Here is a 20,318-nt window from a genome sequence, read left to right as displayed (position 1 = left end):
ATGTTGCCGCGGCTACCGGAAAGGATCAAGCGAGTGAAAAAGTACATACTCTTCGACCACGACGGCGTTCTGGTGGACACCGAATTCTGGTACTACAGAGCCGGAGAGCGCGCCCTGGCGGACATTGGTCTGACCTTGGACAAGGACCGATACCTCCGGGACATGAACCAGGGATTGGGCACCTGGGCCCAGGCGAGGGCGGCAGGTATCGATGAACAGACCATCAGCAGGCAGCGCGAGGTGCGCAATGATTATTATCAGGAATATCTGAGAACAGAAGCCATTGAGATCGAAGGCGTCGTTGAAACGCTTGCCGAACTGTCAAAATACGTCCGCATGGCCATCGTGACGACCGCAAAACGTGCGGATTTTGAAATCATCCACGAGAAGCGCCACATCAGAGAATTCATGGACTTCGTCCTTGTCCGCGAGGACTACGAGCTCTCCAAACCGCACCCGGAACCTTACCTGACCGGCTTGAAGCGTCTCGGAGCCGCCACGGAGGAGACACTGGTCGTAGAGGATTCATCCAGGGGGCTGAACTCGGCCGTGGCGGCCGGCATCGACTGCGCTATCGTCCATAACGGCTTCACGAAAACACAGGACTTTTCACGGGCCAGCCATCGAATCGAAACCCTGATTGAGTTGAAGGATATCATCCTGAATTCAGCCTGAAGGAGCATTCACCGCAGTGGCAAGGTATGCCGCGCCCAGTAGGGGTGCCCGTTCGGGGAACTGTGCGGGGACGACGACTGTCCGGCCGCTTTCCGGTGCTGCGGCGGCGATGCCCTCGCGCAGGGGTGGAGCCACCAGGTCCCAGGAGCCGGCGATGGATCCACCGATCACCAGGACGTCCGGTTCGTAAGCGGCCAGGAGCGGGCCGAGCACCAGTCCCAATGCGTGGAACGCCTGGGTGAAGACGCCGACCGCGGCGCTGTCGCCTTTGCGGGCCCGTTCCGCGATCTCGCGGACGTCCGGCTCCCCAGGGTCGGTCGCGGCCCGGGCGTATGCCCGTCGTAGTGCGCGGCGGGACACCGTCTCCTCCAACGGTCGGCCGGCGTGCTCCATCAGGTCCACGCGGCCGCCGGGTGGGATTCCGTGGCCCTGCCGCACAATCGTGCCCTCGCGCAGGAAACAGGAACCGACGCCGGTGCCGAGGGTGAGCCCGGTGACCGTGCGCTGTCCGCGCGCGGCGCCGGCCTGCCATTCGCCGAGCGTGAAGGAGTCGGCGTCATTGCAGAAGGCCACGGTGGGGTGGCCGGGCAGGCGGGCGGTGAGAGCGGTGCGCAGATCGAAGCCGCGCAGGGCTTCGAACTTGCCCACTCCCTCGTAGCGTCCGATGCCGTGCTGGTAGTCGAACGGGCCGGGAAGGGCAATGGTCCAGTGCTCCCCGGCCGGCCCGGGAAGCCGCCCCGCGCATCGGACCAGCGCGGACACGAACTCGTCCGCGCTGACGGTGCCTTCGATGGGTTCACGGTGCGAGGGTCCGAGGCTGAGGCTGCCCGCTGTGACGTCCACGTGTGCAGCTGTCACGTGGGTGCCGCCGATGTCCATGACCGACAGCGCGGGTCCTTGGTCGGGTATCACCGGACGAGCGCCTTGACGTAGCGGACCGGTCGGGTTCCGACGGCCTGGACCCGGTAGGCGCCCACCGAGGCCGGTACGGTCAGCGTCTCCGCGTAGGCCAGTTCGTGGCGGCCTCCGCTCTGTGTCTCCAGCAGGATCCCGTCCCCCTCGACGACGTTGAGGATGTGGAAGCGTCCGTCCGTCGCGTCGTCCGCAGCGGTTCCCGCGGCCAGCTCCACCCGCCGGACCTCGAAGAACATCTCCGGGAGCCGGCCGATGACGTCTTCGTGCCAGCCGTCGCCCGAGCGCAGCGTCCGCGGGTGCTGGACGAGGTCGCGGGCGACCGCGTCCCCTGACCGGGCGGGATCCAGGTTCTGGAAGGCGTGGCCGACGTGGACCGGCCGCTGGTCGCCTGCACGGTCCGTACGCAGCCAGTCGTAGAAGCGCAGGCTGTAGAGGTAGGGCGTGGCACTGATCTCCAGGACGACGTTGCCCTCGCCGCTGCCGTGCGGGGTGCCGCCGGGGATGAGGAAGAGCTGGTGCTGGTCGGCGGGGAAGGTCTGGACATAGCGTTCGATGTCGAACGGAAGACCGTCGTGGACCGCCCGGTCGGCTTCGAGCCGGAAGGCGTCGAGGTCGGCGTCCTGGTGCAGGCCCAGGAACACCTGGCGGTCGGGGCCGCCGACCATCATGTAGTAGGTCTCGTGCTGGGTGTAGGGCCAGCCGAACACCCGCTGCATGTAGTCGGACTGCGGGTGGCAGTGCACGGAGAGGTTGCCGCCGCCGACCGTGTCGAGGTAGTCGAAGCGGATCGGGAAGGAGGTTCCGAAGGTCGCGTGGACGGGTCCGCCCAGGACGTCCTCGGGGTGGAGGGCCACCAGGACCTGGAGCGGCACCTCGACGCGTGGGCCGTCCGGGTTGCCGAGGAGGATCCCGCTCTCGGGAGCGATGAGTTCGTAGCCGAGTGCGGTGTTGGGTGCCTCCCGGTTGATCCCCAGTTCCTGCTGGGCCCAGTGCCCGCCCCACGAGGTGGTGTTGAAGGTGGGGCGCGTCCGGAACGGCTTCGCGGCGAGGTCGGTCAGCGCCTCGCGCAGGGCGGGGCCCTCCAGCCAGGTGGGACCGTGCGGGTCCTGGGTGTCGACCCACAGGTCGATCGCGCCGGCGATGGCGTCGCGGTGCCGGTCGAGCACCGGCCAGTCGATGTAGAACAGGCGGCGTGTGGTTCCCGCGCCGGTACCTGCGGGCTGGCCCAGGTTGCGACCCGTGCCCGCGGTGATCTCCGCTTCGGCGTACCGCTTGGGCAGGTCCGCGTACCAGAGGGCGTCGTGGGCCACGAGCGACGCACCCGGGCCGAGGACGACGGTGACTGCGGTGGCGCTGGTTCCGGGTTCCGGCACCGCCGCGAAGAAGTCCGCCAGGCCGGCCTGCGAGAGCGGGGCGAAGTCGGGGTCGTCCGACAGCACGGCCGAGGCGGTGAGGGCGAGGATGTCGTCCCAGGCTGCGAAGTGGTCGCGCATGTCGATCTGCTTCGCCGTGAGGCCGCGGGCGGCGAGGGCGTCGCAGACCCCCGCGGCGACGGCGTCCCAGTCGACGGCGACGGGCCCGTCGACGGCGAGGATCTGTCCTTGGGTGAGGTGGGCGGCAGCCTGCTGGTATCCGACTCCGACCGCTGCGGTGACGGCGTGGCAGGGTTCGGCTTCATAGCCGCGAACTGGCGACATCGGGATGTCGACCTTTCATGGGAGAGTTTGCTGGGGTCATCAAGGGCGGCGGAGACCGCGGAGCGTTCCGATGCCGTCCGCAGTGAGGGTGTCGGGCAGGGATGCCCGGTGCCGGGGGTCGGTGAACGACGGGTTCACATCGAACAGCGCGGACAGTACCGCCTCGGCCCCGGCGGCCCCGGCGATGGTCTCCCGGTTGGAGACGCCCCGTTCCGCGACCCGGGCGCGCAGGTGCCCGTCGGCTGTGGTGACGATCTCCATGGCCTGGCCCCACAGGCCACCGGAGGCGGCGGACGCGAGGTCACGCAGCAAGGTGAGCGCGCGGTCGCGGAAGCCCAGGCGGGCCAGGCCATGGGCGGTGACGCCGGGCCAGGCGCAGAAGGCGCCGCCCGCACCGTGATCGGGGCGGTCGGAGGTGGCAGCGGCCGGGTCGTTCGGGCTCAGGGCCCGCATCCAACCGCCGGCCAGGAGGTCCCTCTCGACGAAGTCGGCCATCTCAAGCCGTACCTGTGGGGCGAGTTCACGGTGCAGGCAGGCCGCGACGAGCCCGAAGTCCAGGCAGTGGCCGATGGTGTCCGTTCCGTCCGGTCGGCGTATCCGCCAGCGGCCGTCCCCGGCGTACAGGTCCAGGACCGCGTCGGCCAGTTCGCGTGCCTCGGCCTCGGCCCGGTCGGCGTCCTGGTGGCGGCCCCGTTGCCGGTACAGGCCGGCCAGTGCGCGGGTGGCGCCGACATAGGCGCCGTTGAAGGACGCGACCACGCCCGTGTAGCCGGGGATGCATTCCAGCAGGTTCCAGGGGTCCTCGCCGAAGTCGGCGAGGACCCCTCCGGTGGCGGGGCTGCGCTTGTCGCGCCAGCCGAAGCCGAGTCCTTCCAGGTGCTGGAGGACGGTTGCTCCGCCGGCGGTGGTGTCGAGGAAGGCCGTGTCCCCGGTGATGCACACATAGTGCTCGATCAGGCGGAACAGGGCGTAGTCGTTGGCGCTGTAGGCGTTCCCCAGCGGGCCGCCGCTGCGGGCGTCGATGCCGAAGGACTCCTGGTAGGGCCCGGCCAGGACGCGCAGCAGCCAGGACCGCAGCCCGGCCGGTTCCAGCAGGGCGTACATCCGGCTCCACTCGCTGTGGTCCCAGAAGTACGTGGTGGTCGGGCCCAGGCGCGGCCCCCCGGTGAGGAACACCGGCTCGCCGGGCCGGATCCGCGTGTTGCGCATGTAGAGAAGTTGCAGGGCACCCATGTAGTACGTCCTGGCCAGGCCGGCGTCATGGGTGGTGAGGGTCGGCAGGTGTCCGGAGAAGTCGGGGTTGCCCGGGGTGAACATATGGGACCAGTGCTGCCGCCAGCCGTCCGTCCCGGCGCGCAGGGTGGCGTCGAAGTCCTGTACGGCAGCGCGGGCTTCGGCGCGGACCTGGTCGGCGCCGGTCCCGTAGGCGCAGGCGATTCCGAGGGTCACGCTCTGCCCGGGCTCGATCCGGCAGGTCCAGGTCGCACGGCCGCCGGCGCCGGTGGAGGTGAGGCCGGGCGCAGGCCCGGAGAAGGCGTAGGCCGCTCGCGCCGGCGAGCGGGTGTCCTCGATGGTGAGCATGGTCTCGGGGCTGTCGGTGACGTGGGAGGCCCAGCGGCGCGACGCGTTCCAGTGCCGGGTCCGGATGATCTCCTCCCCGTCGAGCGTCAGGACCGCATGGTCGGCTTCCACGCGGGTGCTGACTCGGTGCCAGGTCCTTTCGGGGACGTCCGCGGTGCTGAACTCGCGCTCCCCCGTGATGCCGAGCCACAGCCGACCGTCCTCGACGCCGATCTGCAGGGAGTCGGGATGGTTGCCGTGGATGAGGACGGTGCCGGACTGCCCGGCCGCGTCGAGTCGCAGGTCGAAGCCGATCTCCGTGCCGGGGGCGAGCACGAGGGCGTCGAAGGTCGCCTCGCCGTCGCGGGTGAGCGTGACCGGTCCGTCGATGTCCAGGACCAGTCCGCCGTCCGCGGACTCGACCCGGAGCGCCCGCACGGCCGCGTCCACGCCGGTACGGGGCTCGGGCTCCTTGTCGTGGCTGAAGTGCGACGGCAGCGCATCGTCCAGCAGCATGGGGCCGTGGTCCTCGTCGCGCTGGATGCCCGGGATGCGGGGCCTGCCCAGGCGCAGCCGCCGCGGCGCCGGCGAGAGCAGGTAGGACGCACCGCCGCCACCGGTGGTGGCCCGGATGCGCTCCAGGGCCATGAAGTCGTGGTGGTCGCCGTGGTTCCAGGGAACGTCGTACAGCCAGCCGTAGCCGACCTCGGTGTGGGCGACCCTTGCGTAGAGGTCCTGGGACAGCTCGACGGTCCTGGCCTCGGGGCCCTCGTTGGTGGCGGTGATCCGCCACAGCAGCAGGTCGCGGGAGAGGGCCATGCGGGTGTCGGTGCGCAGCAGCAGTCCGTCGCCCCTGCGCTCGCGCACCACTCCCCAGGGCTTCCACAGGAAGCGCTGGGCAGCGGGGGTGCGGCCGTCCAGGTGCAGTTCACCGGTGTGGTAGCCGAAGGTGAAGGGCGGTGCCACCAGCCACGACGCGGACGTCAGGTCGGCGTTGACGTGCCCTTGTCCCTGCTGGTTGCGCAGCGAGGGCAGGTGCGCGATCTCGTCCGCGCCCACCCAGTGGCCCGCGACGTCGTCCAGGTCCGGGACGCCGGGCGTGATCTCGGTGGCACCGGGGCCGGCGTCGGTCGTGGCGGTCACTTGGTGGCTCCCGAGGTCAGGCCGGCGATGAACTGCTTCTGCAGGGTGAGGTATCCGGCGACCGGGATGACGGCGGCCAGGAACATCACGCCGAACAGTTGGGCGTAGTTGGTGGAGTACTGACCGACCGACAGGTACAGGCCGGTGGTGACGGTCTGCCCGTGCAGGGGGCCGAGGATGAACTGCGGGTTCATGAAGTCGTTCCAGATCCACAGGGACAGGAAGATGGCGACGGTCGCGGTGGCGGGCCGCAGCAGCGGCATGATGATCGTCCACCAGATCCGCAGCGTGCCCGCGCCGTCCACGGTGGCGGCCTCGATGATCTCGGCGGGGACGGAGCGCAGGAAGCCGGAGTAGACGAAGACCGCGAAGGACAGGTAGCCGCCGCCGACGTTGGACAGGATCAGTCCGGGATAGGTGTGGTCCAGGTGAAGGATGGTCAGGATCCGGATCGTGGGCAGCAGGAGCACCGCGGGCGGGATCATGAGTCCGGCGGAGAAGCAGGCGAGGACGATCCGCCGGAAGCGGGCCGGGCGGCGGCTGAGCCAGAAGCTGAAGGCGGCGCCGAGCGGGATGATCAGCAGCACCGAGGCGATGACGGTGACCGCCGAGTTGGTCAGGCCGATCTGGATGATCCGGTCCGGGCGGGACAGGGCGTCCGTGAGGTTGTGCAGGGTCGGCGGGGCGGGGGGCGCCGCAGGGTTCCTGACGATCTGGTCCTGGGACTTGAAGGCGTTGACGATGGTGAGGTAGATCGGGCTGACGAACGCCAGCGTCAGCAGGGCGGCCGCGAGCAGGTAGCCCTTGGACGCCCACACCCGGCGGTTCGCGCGCGGCGCGGCCGCGGACGTGTCGGTGCGCGGGTTCTTGGTCGTCGGTCGCTGCGAGGTCGAGGCGATCACAGGTCCACCTCCCGGCGGCGTAGCAGGCCGGTCACGAACAGCGAGATGACCGCGGAGACGGCCAGCAGCAGCATGGCCACGGCGGAGGCGTAGCCGAACCGGTCGTCGGTGAAGGCGAGTTTGATGATGTACAGGGCGGTGGACTGGGTCGAGTCGGCCGGGCCGCCGGAGGTGAGCACCGTGATGATGTCGTAGAGCTTGAGCATGGTGATCAACGAGATGGTGACGCTGATGGTCGTCCCCGGGGCCACCATCGGGAAGGTGATCCGCCGGAACCGCTGCCAGCGGCCGGCCCCGTCCACCATGGCGGCCTGGTACAGCTCGACCGGGATGGACTGCAGCGCGGCCAGGTGCACGACGGTGGTGAACCCGGTGAGCACCCAGGTGGCGACCAGGCCGACGGAGAACATGGCCAGGTGTGGGCTGCCGAGCCAGGTGACCGGATGGCCGATGATGCCGAGCGAGAGCAGGACGTTGTTGAGGATCCCGTCCTGGGCGAGGATGTAGCGCCAGACGAATCCGACGATGACGCCGGAGAGCACCTGGGGCAGGAAGGCGACCGTGCGCATGACCCGGAAGCTCAGCGACGTCCTGTTCAGCAGCATCGCGAAGCCAATGCCGAGGGCGTTGGCGGCGATGGTGACCACGGCGGCCAGGACCAGGGTGAAGGTCAGGCTCGCGGTCAGGGCGCTGTCGTGGAGCATCTCGGTGTAGTTGGCCGCGCCGACGAACCGGGCCTGGTCCTGGAGCGGGTTCTCGTTGGTCAGGCTCTTCCAGGCGCTCATGACCACGGGGACCAGGATGAACAGGGCATACAGTCCCAGTGCCAGCACGGCGATGGCGCCGAGGGCTGGGTCGCCGCGGCGCGGGCGGACTCGGGTGGTCATGGCGTCTTCCCTTGGAGGAGTCGGATGGCGGTGCGGCCGGCGCCGGGCTCGGTCGGCCCGGCGCCGGCCATGCGGCTACTTGGTCGCCGCGTCCCAGGCGGCGTCGAGCTTGGCCATCTGGCCGTGGACGTCGTCGGCGCTGAACAGCGCCTGGCTGGCGGCGTAGAAGGCGTCGTTGAGGCCCGAGGGCATGGAGTCGTCGTTGGTCGCCCAGCCCATGGCGGAGACCTTGGTGTTCTGGCTGGTGACGTAGGAGTAGGAGTCCTTGAAGACCTGGGTGACGTTGACGTTGTAGTCGGCCAGGGTCTTGCCCTTGAGCATCGGGAAGGCGCCGTCCCCCTCGATGAGGGTCTTGTAGTTGTTCGGGTCCAGCGACCAGGCTTCGGCGAAGGCGGTGGCCTTGGCGGGGTCCGCGGTCTTGGCGCTGATGGCCATGGAGCCGCCGACGGCGAAGGGCACGACCAGCGAGCCGTCGTCGGTGGGCGTCAGGAAGGCGCCGAAGTCATCGGCGGTCGCCTTCGGCACCGAGCCGAGGAACCAGCTGCCCATGATGTACATCGCGGTCTTGCCGGCGGCGAAGTTGGTGATGGAGTCGGCGTACTTGACCCCCAGCGCGCCGCTCTCGAAGTAGCCGTTCTTGACCATCGTCCGGTACTTGGCGACGGCTGTCTCGACGTTCGGGTCGGTGAAGTGGACCTTGCCGGCGTAGCGCTCCTGCAGCCAGTTGGGGTCCTTGCCCAGGACGTCGGCGGACAGGATGCCGACCAGCGGCATCGAGGCGGCGAAGGGGTCGCCGCCGCCCAGCTCGATCGGGGTGACGCCGGCGGCCTTGAGCTTGGCGCAGTCGGCCATGAACTCCGACCAGGTCCTGGGCGCCGTGGTCAGGCCCGCCTTGGCGAACAGCTTCTTGTTGTAGAACACCTGGGGGATGATCTGGGAGTTGGTCGGCGGGATGTAGACCTTGCCCTTGTAGGCGTTGCCCAGCGGCAGCAGGAAGTTCGCGTTGACCCAGCCCTGGTCGTAGGGCTTGAGCAGCCCGGCGGTGGCGAAGGTCGACGGCGTGATCGACTGGAGCAGGTCGGGGAACTGCCCGGAGGCCTGCAGCTGCTTGGCGTACGCGTCGCGGTCCGTGCTGGGGGCGACCAGCTTCTTCACCGTCAGCCCCGGGACCTTCTTCTCGGCGTTGGCGATGGAGCTGTCCCAGAACGACGCGGTGAGGCTCGGAGTCTCGAAGGTCAGATAGGTCAGGGAGGAGCCTCCCTTCGCGCCGCCGGACGGGGTGGCTGCGGAACATCCGGTCACCAGCGCGAGCCCTGCGGCCAGACAGGCCGCAGTGAGAATCTTGTGCCGCATGGAAGTCTCCTGGGGGGTGGTGTGACCCGTGGGTGGGGGCGGATCAGTGGGAGGATCGACGCCGGAGCACCTGCGAGATAACGTTATCGCGAGAGTACGCGCGTATTGCGGGAATGTGTCAAGAGTCGATCTGATAACGGTGCGCTGAAACAACGAGGAGTGACTGCATGAGCGGAGCACGGGCTGGCAACGGCACCGGGGGTCGCCCGAAGCGGCCGACCATGGTCGATGTGGCCAGGGAAGCCGGGGTGGCGCTGCGGACCGTCTCGCGCGTGGTCAACAACGACCCGACGGTGGGCCCCGAGTACGCCACCAAGGTCGAGGCCGCCATCGCGGCGCTCAACTACCGGCCGGACGAGCGGGCCCGCCAGCTGCGCACCGGGATCACCGGCACGATAGGCGCCGCGGTCCGCCGTATCGCCGAGGTCAACCCGGAGCTGGCCGCCATCGAGCAGACCGCCCGCGAGTCGGGGCTCACGCTGCTGGCCGCCTCCACGGACTTCGAGGAGGCCAGGGAGCGGGAGATCCTGGTGTCGATGTGCCGGCAGCGCCTGGACGGCATCATTCTCGAACCGTTCGGCGACAACCACAGCTACCTGCAGCCGGAACTGGACGCCGGCATGCCCATCGTGGCGATGGACCGGCCGATGAGCGGCGTCTCGGTGGACTGCGTCATGTCCGACAACGCCTCGGGCATCGGCACCGCGTTCCACCATCTGACCCGATACGGGCACCGCCGCATCGCCTATGTCGGAGACCGCGAGCAGGTCTACTCGGGCCGTGAGCGCGCGGCGGCCTTCCGTGCCGCGCTGGGGGCCCACGGACAGCCGCTGGACGGACTGGTCCACCCCGGGGAGATCACCCCCGAGCGGGTCGCGGCGGCCCTGGACACCGCGCTGTACGGTCCGGAGCCTGCGACCGCGCTGGTCACCGGCAGTATGGACACCACGCTCACCGCGCTCCGGGTGCTGGGGCCCAAGGCGGCCTCGCGGCTGGCCATCGTCGGCTTCGACGAGGTCCCGCACGCCGACCTGCTCCAGCCGGCGCTCACCGTCGTCGCCCAGCAGACCGCACTGATCGGCCGGACCGCCGTGGAGCTGCTGCTTGCGCGCATCGCCGATCCGGCCCGCCAGGTGCAGACCGTCGTCCTCCCGCTGACGCTGACGGTCCGTGGCTCCGGGGAGATCCCGGCCTGAGCCCGGGACCCCGTCGCCGCTCCGCGTCAGACCCCTTGACACAGCCTCACGATGCCCACAACCTTTCGCGATAACGTTATTTCAACACGGTCGTTCTGGTCGTGCTCCCGCCCTGATCCCGCGCTTCTGCCGACCGCGCACGCCTGCGCCGGTCGCGGGTTCAGCATGCCCACCCAATGCTTGAGGAGAGGTCCGGTCGATGAAGATCGAGGTACGCCTCGGGAAGTTGCGCCTGCAGCCCCGGAAGGCCGTGGGTGTCGCCACGGTCATGGGGCTCGCGTGCGCCATGGTCACCGCCACGCTCGCCCGTCCCGCCCTGGCCGACACGGTCACCGCGAACCAGGGCTGGCGGATCGCACAGCAGTACACCGGTGTGTGGACGAGCCCGCCCGCACAGCTGACCGGTGGCGGGACCGTCGACGCCCCGCTGCTCGGCAACGGCGACATCGGGATCGCGGTGGGCGGGTCCATCGACAACCAGACGATGTACGTCGGGAAGAACGACTTCTTCTCCTCGTCCAGCCACGCGATCAAGCCCCTGGGCCGGATCGTGGTCAAGGCCCCCGGGCTCAGCGGCTCCTCGTACCACGTGGTGCAGGACATCGCCCACGGCGAGGTCGACGGCAGCTACACGCTGGGCGGCCAGACCCTGACCACCAGCAGCTGGGTGGACGCGAACGGCGGCCTGGCCGTCACCTCGTTCAAGCTCACCGGCGGCAGCGCACAGAGCATCGGCGTCACCCTGCAGAACGGCTCCGGTGGCACCCCCACGGTCACCACCACCGGCAACGACCTCGACGCGGACGTCGTCGCCGACACCGGGACCGGCAGTGATCCGCACGCCAGGATGGCCGCGCGGATCATCGGCCAGACCCAGTCGGTCTCCGGAAACACCGTCAGCATGACCCTCCAGCCCGGCGGCACGGCCACCCTGGTCACCGGAATCGTCTCCAGCGTCGACAGTTCCTCGTGGCAGTCCGGCGCCGACGCGCTGGTCCAGAACCTCACCCAGACCGATGTCGGCAACCACAACACCTCCCACCGCGCCTGGTGGCAGAGCTACTGGTCGCAGTCGTTCGTCGAGATCCCGGACAAGGCCGTGGAGAAGAGCTGGTACGGCTCGCTGTACCTGCTGGCCTGCATCTCGCGCCCGGGCAAATCGGCCCCGGGCCTGTGGGGCAACTGGATCACCGGGGCGATGAACTGGAACGGCGATTACCACACCAACTACAACTACGAGGCCCCGTTCTACGCGGCCCTGTCCACCAACCACATCGCCCAGATGGACGCCTACGACCAGCCGGTGCTGGACTGGCAGTCGGCCGGCCAGGCCCTGGCGACGTCGAATGGCTACAGCGGCGTCCTCTACCCGGTGGGGCTGTCCCCGCAGGGCACCAGCGCGGACACCGCACTGCACAACCAGAAGTCCAACGCGGCCAACCTGGCCAGCGACATGGTGATGCGCTTCGAGTACACCGGTGACGCCTCCTACGCGACCAAGGTGTATCCGTGGCTCAAGCAGGTGGGCCTGTTCTGGCAGTCCTATCTGACCTGGGACTCCGCCAACAACCGCTACGTCATCACCAACGACGCCCCGCACGAGGACCAGAGCTACCCGCAGACCAACTCGGGCCTGTCGCTCGGCCTGGTCCACCTGCTCCTGCAGGGCCTGATCGACATGAGCACCGCCCTCAACCAGGACGCCACCACCCGCGCGACCTGGCAGAACATCGTCTCGCACCTGAGCGCCCTGCCGACCATGACGCTGAACGGCCAGACCATCCTGCGCGAGACCGAGGTCGGCAGCGACTTCTACAACGACGGCAACGACCTCGACTCCCAGGCCATCTACCCCGGCGGCCTGGTCGGTCTGGACAGCGCCCCGACGCTGCTGACCACCGCGCAGAACACCATCGGCGCGCTCACCAACGCCTGGCACGGCGGGAACGCGCCGGCCACCTTCTACGCCGCGGCCGCCCGTGTGGGCTACAACCCCAGCACCATCCTGACCAACCTGCACAACGAGGCCACCAGCCAGAGCTATGCCAACATGGCCGTCCACCACAACGGCGGCGGCGTCGAGAACATCAACGTCACTACCTCGGGCCTGGACGAGATGCTGCTGCAGTCCTTCCAGAACGACGTCAGGTTCTTCCCGGACTGGCCGACGAACACCAACGCCAAGTTCGGCGACCTGCTGGCCTACGGCGACTTCCTGGTCTCCAGTAGCCTCTACAACAACAGCGTCCAGTACGCGCGGGTCGTCAGCCAGCGCGGCGGCTCCTTCACCTTCACCAACCCGTGGTCGGGCAGCGTCGAGGTGTACCGCAACGGCACCGACACCGGCACCGTGTCCGGCTCGAAGATCACCCTGGCGACCTCCGCCGGCGACACGCTCGAACTCGCCCCGGCGGGAACCCCGTTCGCGACCATCCAGACCCAACTGGCCCAGCCCCTGCAGACCGGCACCGGGACCACCACGAGCAGCTTCAGCTCCGGCTTCGAGTCCACCGACCCGGCCCCGCTGGTCGACACGGTGGACGCCAGCGGCGGCGGCGTCGCATCGGTGACCGGGCTGTGCTGCGGCCTGACCGGCCCGGAGTCGTCCGTGCGCACAGGTGAGACCTCGCACGCAGGCAGCGGCGCGCTGATGTACTCCGGCTCCGGGCAGGGCGGCAGCACCGTGCACGCCTACATGGAGATCTACGATCTCGGCGCATCCCCGCTGGCGATCGGCACCGGCAAGACCCTGAGCTACTGGATCTACCCGCAGTCCAGTGCCACCAGCAGCTGGCTGACCTCGGGGTCCGTCAACAGCTCCTGCACCGCCGTCGACATGGTCTTCACCGACGGCAGCACGCTCAGGGACTCCGGCGCCGTCGACCAGAACGGCAGGAGCATCCACCCCGCCCAGCAGTGCGGGCACCTGACCCTCGACGCCTGGAACCACGTCACCGTCAACCTGGGCACCAGCAATGCCAACAAGCAGATCAGTCGGGTCCTGGTCGGCTACGACAACCCCAACTCGACCGGAGGCTACCGCGGTTACGTCGACGATCTGAGCATCGGCTGACCACGCACCACTGACCGTCGCCAGGAGGCGCCGCCGTGCATCGCCCGCACCGGGACATCGACATCCGGATCGACCTGGAAGCCACGATGCGCGACGGCACCGTCCTGCGCGCCGACGCCTACCGGCCCACCGGCAGCGGACCGTGGCCGGTCCTGCTGGCCCGGACTCCCTACGGCAAGCAGGACCCCGGCGTGCTCACCCGTCTTGACCCGTTCGGCGCCGCCCGCCGCAGCTATCTGGTCGTCATCCAGGACTGCCGCGGGCGGTTCCGTTCGGAGGGGCGCTGGCAACCGTTCGTCCATGAGAGCGCGGACGGGCACGACACGGTCGAGTGGGCGGCCGGGCTGCCCGGGGCCGACGGACGCGTCGGCATGTACGGACCCAGCTATCTCGGCCACACCCAATGGGCCGCCATCGCGGCACGGCCTCCTCACCTGTATGCCGCGGCACCCGAACTGACCTGGGCGGACCCGCATGACGGCCTGCTCTCCCGGGGCGGTGCCGTCGAGCTGGGGCTGGTGACCCACTGGACGCTGAGCCTGGGAATCAACGTTCTCGAACGCCGCTACTCAGGTGGTTCCGGGGAACTGCGCGGACAACTCGCCGCGCTCAACACGGCGCTGGCCGAACTGCCCACGCACGCGTACTGGGAGCTTCCCGCACCCGCGTCGCCGACTCTGCTCCGCTTCGGCCTGTCGGCTCCGAAGGCCGGCTCCGCGCCGCTCCCCCACCCTGACGTTCCCACACTGACCGTCGCAGGCTGGTTCGACTGCTTCCTGCAAGGCAGCCTCGACAACTACGTCAGGGCACGCCAGGCCGGGCAACAGGCTGCACTGATCGTCGGACCCTGGTCGCACGACAACCAGAGCGGCCGCTTTGGCGACACCGACCTCGGCCCGACCGCCGACGCCGCAGGCATCGACAACGCGGGGTCGCTGCTTGAACGAGAGCTGGACTGGTTCGACCGTCAGCTCAAGCAGCAACGGACCGCACCTGTGCCCGCGCCGGTGCTGCTCTTCGTCATGGGCACCAACCAGTGGCGCCACTTCGGGGACTGGCCCCCGGATTCCAGCGATTCTCCCTGGTATCTGCACGCCGGCGGCCGACTGTCACCCGAACCGCCCGAACCGCACTCGTCGCCGGACACATGGCACCACGACCCGAACGATCCCGTCCCCACCCGCGGAGGCGCCCTCCTCATGGCGCCCGGGTTCCCCGCCGGTCCGCTGGACCAGCGGCGGATCGAGAAGCGCGACGACGTACTCGTCTCCACCAGCGAACCCCTCGAAGCGCCGCTGGAGGTCGTCGGCCGCATCAGCGTCCACCTGGTCGCCGACGCCTCCACCCCTGCGGCTGACTGGGTTGCCCGACTGTGCGATGTCGACCCCGACGGGGTGTCACGGATCATCACCGACGGCATCCTGCGGACCCAGCAGACACAGCAGCGGCCCCAGGAGCTCACGGTCGACCTGTGGTCGACAGCGCACGTCTTCCTGCCCGGACACCGCATCCGTCTCCAGATAGCCTCCAGCTGTTTCCCCCGTTGGGACCGCGACCTCGACGACAGCGCCACCGGCGCTCTGCCCCTGGCTCACCGAAGCCTGTACCACGACGCGGCCAGGCCCTCGCGACTCGTCCTTCCTGTGCTCAGCGGCCCCGTGCCGGACGTGAACGGGTGAGGCGGTAGCCGGCGCCGGGGTCGGTGCGGACAGTGATCACACCGTCGTTCGCGCTCGTGTTCACGGCCCGGCCGCGGTGGTCGGTGACCGCGACGGAGTAGCCGGGCCAGGGGTTCCTGATCCGCAGGGTGTTCCCGGCGTTGCTGATGACGTCCGCGTACCCGACCGTGCCGTTCCTCAGCTCGCTGGAGACGACGAACGCCCCCTTCTGCAGCAGTCGGTGGAAGCGTGCGTCCTGGTCGGACGGCCAGACCGGGAAGAGGACGATCACGCCCTGGTCGCTCTGGACCAACATGTCGTTGATCGCCTCCACCGCGCCGGACTTCTCGATGCCGTGGTAGGGGTCGGCGATGCGCAGGTTGGCGGCCATGTTCTGGGTGATGGTCTGCGTGAACCGGTCGATCAACTGCTGGGCCGGGTAGCCGACTCGGGCCGCCTGGGTGAAGACCTTGGGGAAGCTGTTCACCTGGTTCCAGGAGTCCATCACGTCCAGCGTGTCCCTGGCGGTCTTCAGCAGAGCCGGGTCGGAGTCAATGCCGAGGACGCCGGCCGGGTGGATGAACTCCAGGTTCACCGTGTTGTCACCCGGATGGATGTCCCTGGTGTCGGAGCCCTGCATCGTCCCGGCCTTGACCAGGGAGAAGACAGTCGTGCCCTGGTACACCGCGGTCGGCTGCGGAGGGAGGTGGTCCAGCACGTGCTGCCAGCCGCTGCGCCGGCCCGAGTCGATGCCGAGGTCGCTGCTGCCGTCGATCAGCGTGCGCAGCACCTGCTTGAGCATGCCCAGGTCCGAGGAGGAGTCCTGGCCCCAGGCGTTCTCCTGCGGCCCGCTCCACAGCACGTACTGCTGCGCGCCCTGGTCCCACTCCAGGTAGTACTGGAAGAACGTGGCCACCAGCGCCAGGAACGGATATGCCGTGTCCCGCAGGAACACGCGGTCCTGGGTGTACTCGTAGTACGCGGCGAACTGGGAGGCGGCGAACAGCGAGTTGGCGACCTGCTGGAGGTACTCGTCGTCGGTGGTCGACCCGAAGGGGCCGATGCCGACCGGGAACAGCACGCCGTCCGGGACGCCGCCGCTCGGGAAGCGACTGCCGATGTAGTCCGGCTTGACCCGGTTCAGGTCCTGCCTCGCCCGCCGCTGCGCCTCGGGCACGTAGTCCAGGATCACCTCGTAGAAGGGCAGGGCGAGTTCGGGCCGGTTGCTGGAGTAGACGCCGTAGAACGGCCCCATCGCGTTGTAGTTCATGTGGTAGTCGCCGCTGAACTGCGGCGAGTCCGTGGTGACCCAGATCCCGTAGAGCGCGGGGGCGACCTTGCCCGCGCGGCTGGCCGAGCCGATGAAGTACTGGGCGGCGTAGTAGTACTTCTCCAGTACCGCGTTGCCGATGTCGATGCTGGACTGCGTCCAGTACGTCTTCCACCACTGCACGTGCTCGGCCTCCATGCGGGCGAGCGACCCGGCGTTCTGCGCGGACACCTGGCTGACCGCCGCCGGCTGCGGGTCGGCCGGGTTCTGCCCGCCGCCGGTCACAGCGGTCACGATCAGGGCCGTCCGGCCCGGCCTGAGGGTGAACACGATCCTCGCGGTGGCTCCCGACACGGTCGGCGACTGGACCGAGTCCGCTCCGAGCACGCGGGTGGCCAGTGCCGCCGTGGAAACCCAACTGCTGCCCGGAGCAGTGGAACGCCGCGCCCAGGCGACGCCGCCGCCGGCGCCGGCCGAGTTGCTGTAGCGGGAGTTGGCGACGACGGCGCCGGCCCAGGTGGACGCCTCCAGCTCGACCGGCGCGGAGCCGTGCGAGGTCACCGAGGTCACCAGCACGTTGTGCTGCGCGGACAGCCAGGTGTCCAGGGACAGGGTGGTGTGGTCCATGACGACGGAGGTGGTGATCCGAGCGTCGAGGATCCGCTGGACCTCGTGGAAGGGATCCGTCGACGGGGCGTCAGGATCCTCCTGGCTCTTCGTCAGTGGGAAGAGCTGGATCTGCCCGATGCGGGCGCGGGGGTTGGCGATGGAGTCGTCGGTGTCCGCCTGGGTCGGCTCGGTGAGCAGGAACCGCAGATAGCGGGTGGTCACCGGGCCCGGAGCGAGATCCCGGTCGACGACGGCGGCCGTGTTGCCGCTGACCGTGTCGACGTCCGTCCAGCCGGCGCCGTCCTGGCTGGTCTGGAGGGTGTAGTCCTTGGCGGTGTGGTCGTCGTTGCCCGGGCGGGCGGCGTCGTCGTTGCGCAGGACGTAGCGGGCGACCGTCTGCGCGGAACCCAGGTCCAGGACGATCCACTGGGGTTTGCCGATCTCCGAGACCCAGCCCTCGTAGCCGGAGGTCCACTGGCCGTTGACCGCGCGGTCAGGCGTCAGCGAGCCGTGCGCGCTGCTGGCCGTGGCGGTCGCGCCCAGCGCCAGGTCGGGATCGCTTTGCGGGCCGAACAGTTCGATCTGCCCGACCCGGGCGCGGGGGTTGGCGATGGAGTCGTCGGTGTCCGCCTGCGTCGGCTCGGTGAGCAGGAGCCGCAGATAGCGGGTGGTCACCGGCGTGAAGGTGCGGTTGAGGGTCGCCGCGGTGTTGCCGGTGACCGTGTCGACGTCGGTCCAGGTACTACCGTCGGTGCTGGTCTGGAGGGTGAGGTCCTTGGTGGTGTGGTCGTCGTTGCCGGGACGGGCGGCGTCGTCGTTGCGCAGGATGTAGCGGGCGACCGTCTGCGCGGTGCCGAGATCCAGGGCTATCCACTGGGGTTTGCCGACATCGGAGACCCAGCCCTCGTAGCCGGTGGTCCACTGGCCGTTGACCGCGCGGTCGGGCGTCAGTGAGCCGTTGACGCTGCTGGCCGTGGCGATCGCGCCCAGCGCCAGGTTGGAACCCGGGGGCCTGGCGGTGGCCCGCAGCGTCACGCCTCCGATCGGCGCCGGAACCGGGCTCGGGTTGGCGTTCCAGAAATCGCCTTTGGAGATGGTGAAGGTCTTGACGCCGACGCTGCCGCCGGAGACCACTCCCACGTCGCCGTTCCCCAGCAGCGCGGTGTCGGGCATGGTGCTGGAGACGGCGCCGGTGTAGTTCTGGTCGGTCCACTGGCCGGTGATGCCGGCCAGCTTGGTCCGCAGCGAGGCCCACTGCCCGGCCCCGTCGAGCGGCAGCGCTGCGGCCCCCTTGGCCGGCAGGGCCAGGGCCCGGGTCGGCGACATCACCGTCGTGCTCGCGACCGCCACGGCGGTCGCGAGCAGCGAACGCCTGGTCACCCGCGTGTAGTCTCGACTTTCCTGCCCCATCTGATCTCTCCTTCGAGTGTCGGGGTCGTGCTTTTCAGGCGACGCGGCGGGCGTCGATCGCGTCCCGGTCCCAGGCGATGCCCAGGCCGGGACGGTCCGGTGCCACGGCGTGGCCGTCGGTGATCTCCAACTGGCCGTCGGTGATGGCACGCAGCTGCGGAATGTGCTCCACGCAGCGGCCGTTGGGGACCGCCGCGGCCAGGCTGACGTGCAACTCCATCAGGAAGTGCGGACACACCTGGACGTTGAAGGCCTCCGCGAGGTGGGCCACCTTCAGCCAGGGCGTGATCCCGCCGACCCGCGCCGCGTCCACCTGGACGATCGAAGCCGCTCCCCGGGCCAGGTACTCGCGGAACTGGGCGACGGAGTAGAGGGATTCGCCGACCGCCACCGGGATCGAGGTCGAGCGCGACAGCAGGACGTGCCCGGCGACGTCGTCGGCCGGCAGCGGCTCCTCGAACCAGGCCAGGTCCAGGGGTTCGAAGGCGGCGGCCCGGCGGCGGGCCTCGGCGTGGGTCATCGACTGGTTGGCGTCGACCATGACGTCCAGCCCGGGGCCGACGGCGTCCCGTACCGCCCGCAGGCGTGCCAGGTCCTGGCCCACGCTCGGCTTGCCGACCTTCAGTTTGACGCCGTGCCAGCCTGCCGCCTGCGAGGCCAGCGCACCGGAGACCAGTTCCTCGGTCGACAGGTGCAGCCAGCCGCCCTCGGTGTCGTAGAGCGGGACCTCGCGGCGGAATCCGCCCGCGAGCTTCCACAGCGGCTCGTCCGCCCGCAGGCAGCGCAGGTCCCACAGGGCGGTGTCCACCGCTGCCAGGGCCAGCGAGGTGATCGCGCCGACGGTGGTGGCCCGGGTGGAGGCGAACAGGTCGAACCAGACCCGCTCCACGGCTGCCGCGTCCTGGCCGGGGAGCCGGGGCAGCAGGTGCTGCTGCAGCATCGCCAGCACGGACCGCCCGCCGGTGCCGATCGTGTAGGAGTAGCCGACGCCGGTCCGGCCGTCGTCGGTGCGGATCTCGACGAAGACGGTCTCCTGCTTCAGAAACGCCTGCACAGCGTCGGTCCGCTCCTTCTCGACCTCCACATCGACCAGGTAGGCGTGTGCGCCGACGATCGTGGTCATGTCTGCTCGCCCCGACTTCCAGCGTGGATCGTATAGTTTCCATGAGGCTAGACCCACTTCGATCCCAGTCAAGATGCGTTACCTGATCGAAATGCAGGGCGATCGTGTAGGATCTGGGAAACTGCACGAGGGAAGAGAGGGGCAGGGCCGATGGCTCCGACGCCACGCAAGCAGGTGCTGGCGGACACGGTCTACGACACGATCCGGCAGCAGCTGCTGGAGCACGCGATCGAACCCGGTTCAAAACTGAACATCAACGCCCTGGCCGTGGCCCTGGACGTCTCGCCGACCCCGGTACGGGAGGCCCTGGCCCGTCTGGAGGCCGAGGGCCTGGCGCTGAAGCGGACGCTGGCCGGCTACACGGCGGCCCCGCTGCTCAGCACCAGGGAGTTCGACGAACTCTTCGAGCTGCGGATGCTGGTGGAACCCGCCGCGGCGGCCCGCGCGGCCGAGCACGCCGACGCGGCGGACCTGGACGTGCTGGCCGGATACCTCACCGAGATGCGCAGGGCGCAGGCCGCGGAGCCGCACGAGGCGCTGCAGTCGTTCGTACGCCATGACGCGCTCTTCCACGACCGCATCGCCGCCGCCGGGGGCAGCGCGCTGATGCGCGCCACGCTGGAGCGGCTGCACGCGCACACCCACCTCTACCGGCTCTACTTCCGCGAGGGCATCGCCGAGGACACCTGCCGGGAGCACGAGCGCATCCTCGACACCCTGCGCGAACACGACCCCGACGCCGCGGCAGCCACCATGCGCACCCACCTGAGCCGCGCACACAAGCGCCTGCTCAGTACGCTGCCGTAGCGGTCGGCGTTCAAGGTCCTTGGGAGGTCGATCATCCGGC

13 protein-coding genes are annotated in these 20,318 nt (G+C 69.4%); 5 read left to right on the top strand and 8 right to left on the bottom strand.

The genetic code is table 11. The features are described from left to right. Window positions 1-33: 33 nt before the first annotated feature. Window positions 34-675, top strand: a complete 642-nt coding sequence (locus ABH941_RS04780) for an HAD family hydrolase (protein ID WP_370127292.1) — start codon at window positions 34-36, stop codon at window positions 673-675. Here the strand turns inward: ABH941_RS04780 and ABH941_RS04775 are convergent. The 6 genes from ABH941_RS04775 to ABH941_RS04750 all read right to left on the bottom strand — a co-directional run bounded on the left by ABH941_RS04775 (window position 667) and on the right by ABH941_RS04750 (window position 9,132). Next, the gene (locus ABH941_RS04775; protein ID WP_370127384.1) at window positions 667-1,554 is read right to left on the bottom strand and encodes an ROK family protein; all 888 of its coding nucleotides are present in this window, start codon (window positions 1,552-1,554) and stop codon (window positions 667-669) included. The genes ABH941_RS04780 and ABH941_RS04775 overlap by 9 nt on opposite strands. Before the next feature lie 29 nt (window positions 1,555-1,583). Continuing rightward, a complete protein-coding gene (locus ABH941_RS04770; RefSeq protein ID WP_370127291.1) occupies window positions 1,584-3,287 on the bottom strand; it encodes a class I mannose-6-phosphate isomerase in 1,704 nt (567 codons plus the stop codon). Window positions 3,288-3,326: 39 nt separating this feature from the next. Further along, window positions 3,327-5,990 carry a hypothetical protein gene (locus tag ABH941_RS04765; protein WP_370127290.1) on the bottom strand — a complete coding sequence of 888 codons (2,664 nt, stop codon included), beginning with the start codon at window positions 5,988-5,990 and terminating at the stop codon, window positions 3,327-3,329. Continuing rightward, complete coding sequence (locus tag ABH941_RS04760) at window positions 5,987-6,892, bottom strand: carbohydrate ABC transporter permease (RefSeq protein WP_370127289.1); 906 nt, start codon at window positions 6,890-6,892, stop codon at window positions 5,987-5,989. The genes ABH941_RS04765 and ABH941_RS04760 overlap by 4 nt, the downstream gene beginning before the upstream one ends. Further along, entirely contained in the window at window positions 6,889-7,779 is an 891-nt protein-coding gene (locus ABH941_RS04755) for a carbohydrate ABC transporter permease (protein ID WP_370127288.1), read from the bottom strand. Before ABH941_RS04755 ends, ABH941_RS04760 begins: the two co-directional genes overlap by 4 nt. A 75-nt stretch (window positions 7,780-7,854) precedes the next feature. Next, window positions 7,855-9,132 carry an extracellular solute-binding protein gene (locus tag ABH941_RS04750; protein ID WP_370127287.1) on the bottom strand — a complete coding sequence of 426 codons (1,278 nt, stop codon included), beginning with the start codon at window positions 9,130-9,132 and terminating at the stop codon, window positions 7,855-7,857. Between the two features lie 167 nt (window positions 9,133-9,299). Between ABH941_RS04750 and ABH941_RS04745 the strand changes: the two genes are divergently transcribed. The 3 genes from ABH941_RS04745 to ABH941_RS04735 all read left to right on the top strand — a co-directional run bounded on the left by ABH941_RS04745 (window position 9,300) and on the right by ABH941_RS04735 (window position 15,080). Further along, on the top strand, window positions 9,300-10,328 hold the full coding sequence (locus tag ABH941_RS04745; RefSeq protein ID WP_370127286.1) for a LacI family DNA-binding transcriptional regulator: 1,029 nt from the start codon (window positions 9,300-9,302) through the stop codon (window positions 10,326-10,328). A gap of 199 nt (window positions 10,329-10,527) precedes the next feature. Further along, window positions 10,528-13,401 (top strand): hypothetical protein, encoded by a 2,874-nt coding sequence (locus tag ABH941_RS04740; RefSeq protein ID WP_370127285.1) that lies wholly within the window; start codon window positions 10,528-10,530, stop codon window positions 13,399-13,401. Window positions 13,402-13,436: 35 nt separating this feature from the next. After that, window positions 13,437-15,080, top strand: a complete 1,644-nt coding sequence (locus tag ABH941_RS04735; protein WP_370127284.1) for a CocE/NonD family hydrolase — start codon at window positions 13,437-13,439, stop codon at window positions 15,078-15,080. Here the strand turns inward: ABH941_RS04735 and ABH941_RS04730 are convergent. Both ABH941_RS04730 and ABH941_RS04725 read right to left on the bottom strand, forming a co-directional pair. Then, window positions 15,049-18,318 (bottom strand): discoidin domain-containing protein, encoded by a 3,270-nt coding sequence (locus tag ABH941_RS04730; protein ID WP_370127283.1) that lies wholly within the window; start codon window positions 18,316-18,318, stop codon window positions 15,049-15,051. The genes ABH941_RS04735 and ABH941_RS04730 overlap by 32 nt on opposite strands. A 64-nt stretch (window positions 18,319-18,382) precedes the next feature. Next, a complete protein-coding gene (locus tag ABH941_RS04725) occupies window positions 18,383-19,471 on the bottom strand; it encodes a mandelate racemase/muconate lactonizing enzyme family protein (RefSeq protein ID WP_370127282.1) in 1,089 nt (362 codons plus the stop codon). Between the two features lie 150 nt (window positions 19,472-19,621). Between ABH941_RS04725 and ABH941_RS04720 the strand changes: the two genes are divergently transcribed. Beyond that, window positions 19,622-20,278 carry a GntR family transcriptional regulator gene (locus tag ABH941_RS04720; RefSeq protein ID WP_370127281.1) on the top strand — a complete coding sequence of 219 codons (657 nt, stop codon included), beginning with the start codon at window positions 19,622-19,624 and terminating at the stop codon, window positions 20,276-20,278. The last annotated feature ends 40 nt before the right edge of the window (window positions 20,279-20,318 follow it).

The organism is Streptacidiphilus sp. EB103A (assembly GCF_041261405.1).
Lineage (GTDB): Bacteria > Actinomycetota > Actinomycetes > Streptomycetales > Streptomycetaceae > Streptacidiphilus.
The sequence above is the reverse complement of the archived record's forward strand: the minus strand, read 5'-3'. Positions and strand labels throughout refer to the sequence as shown.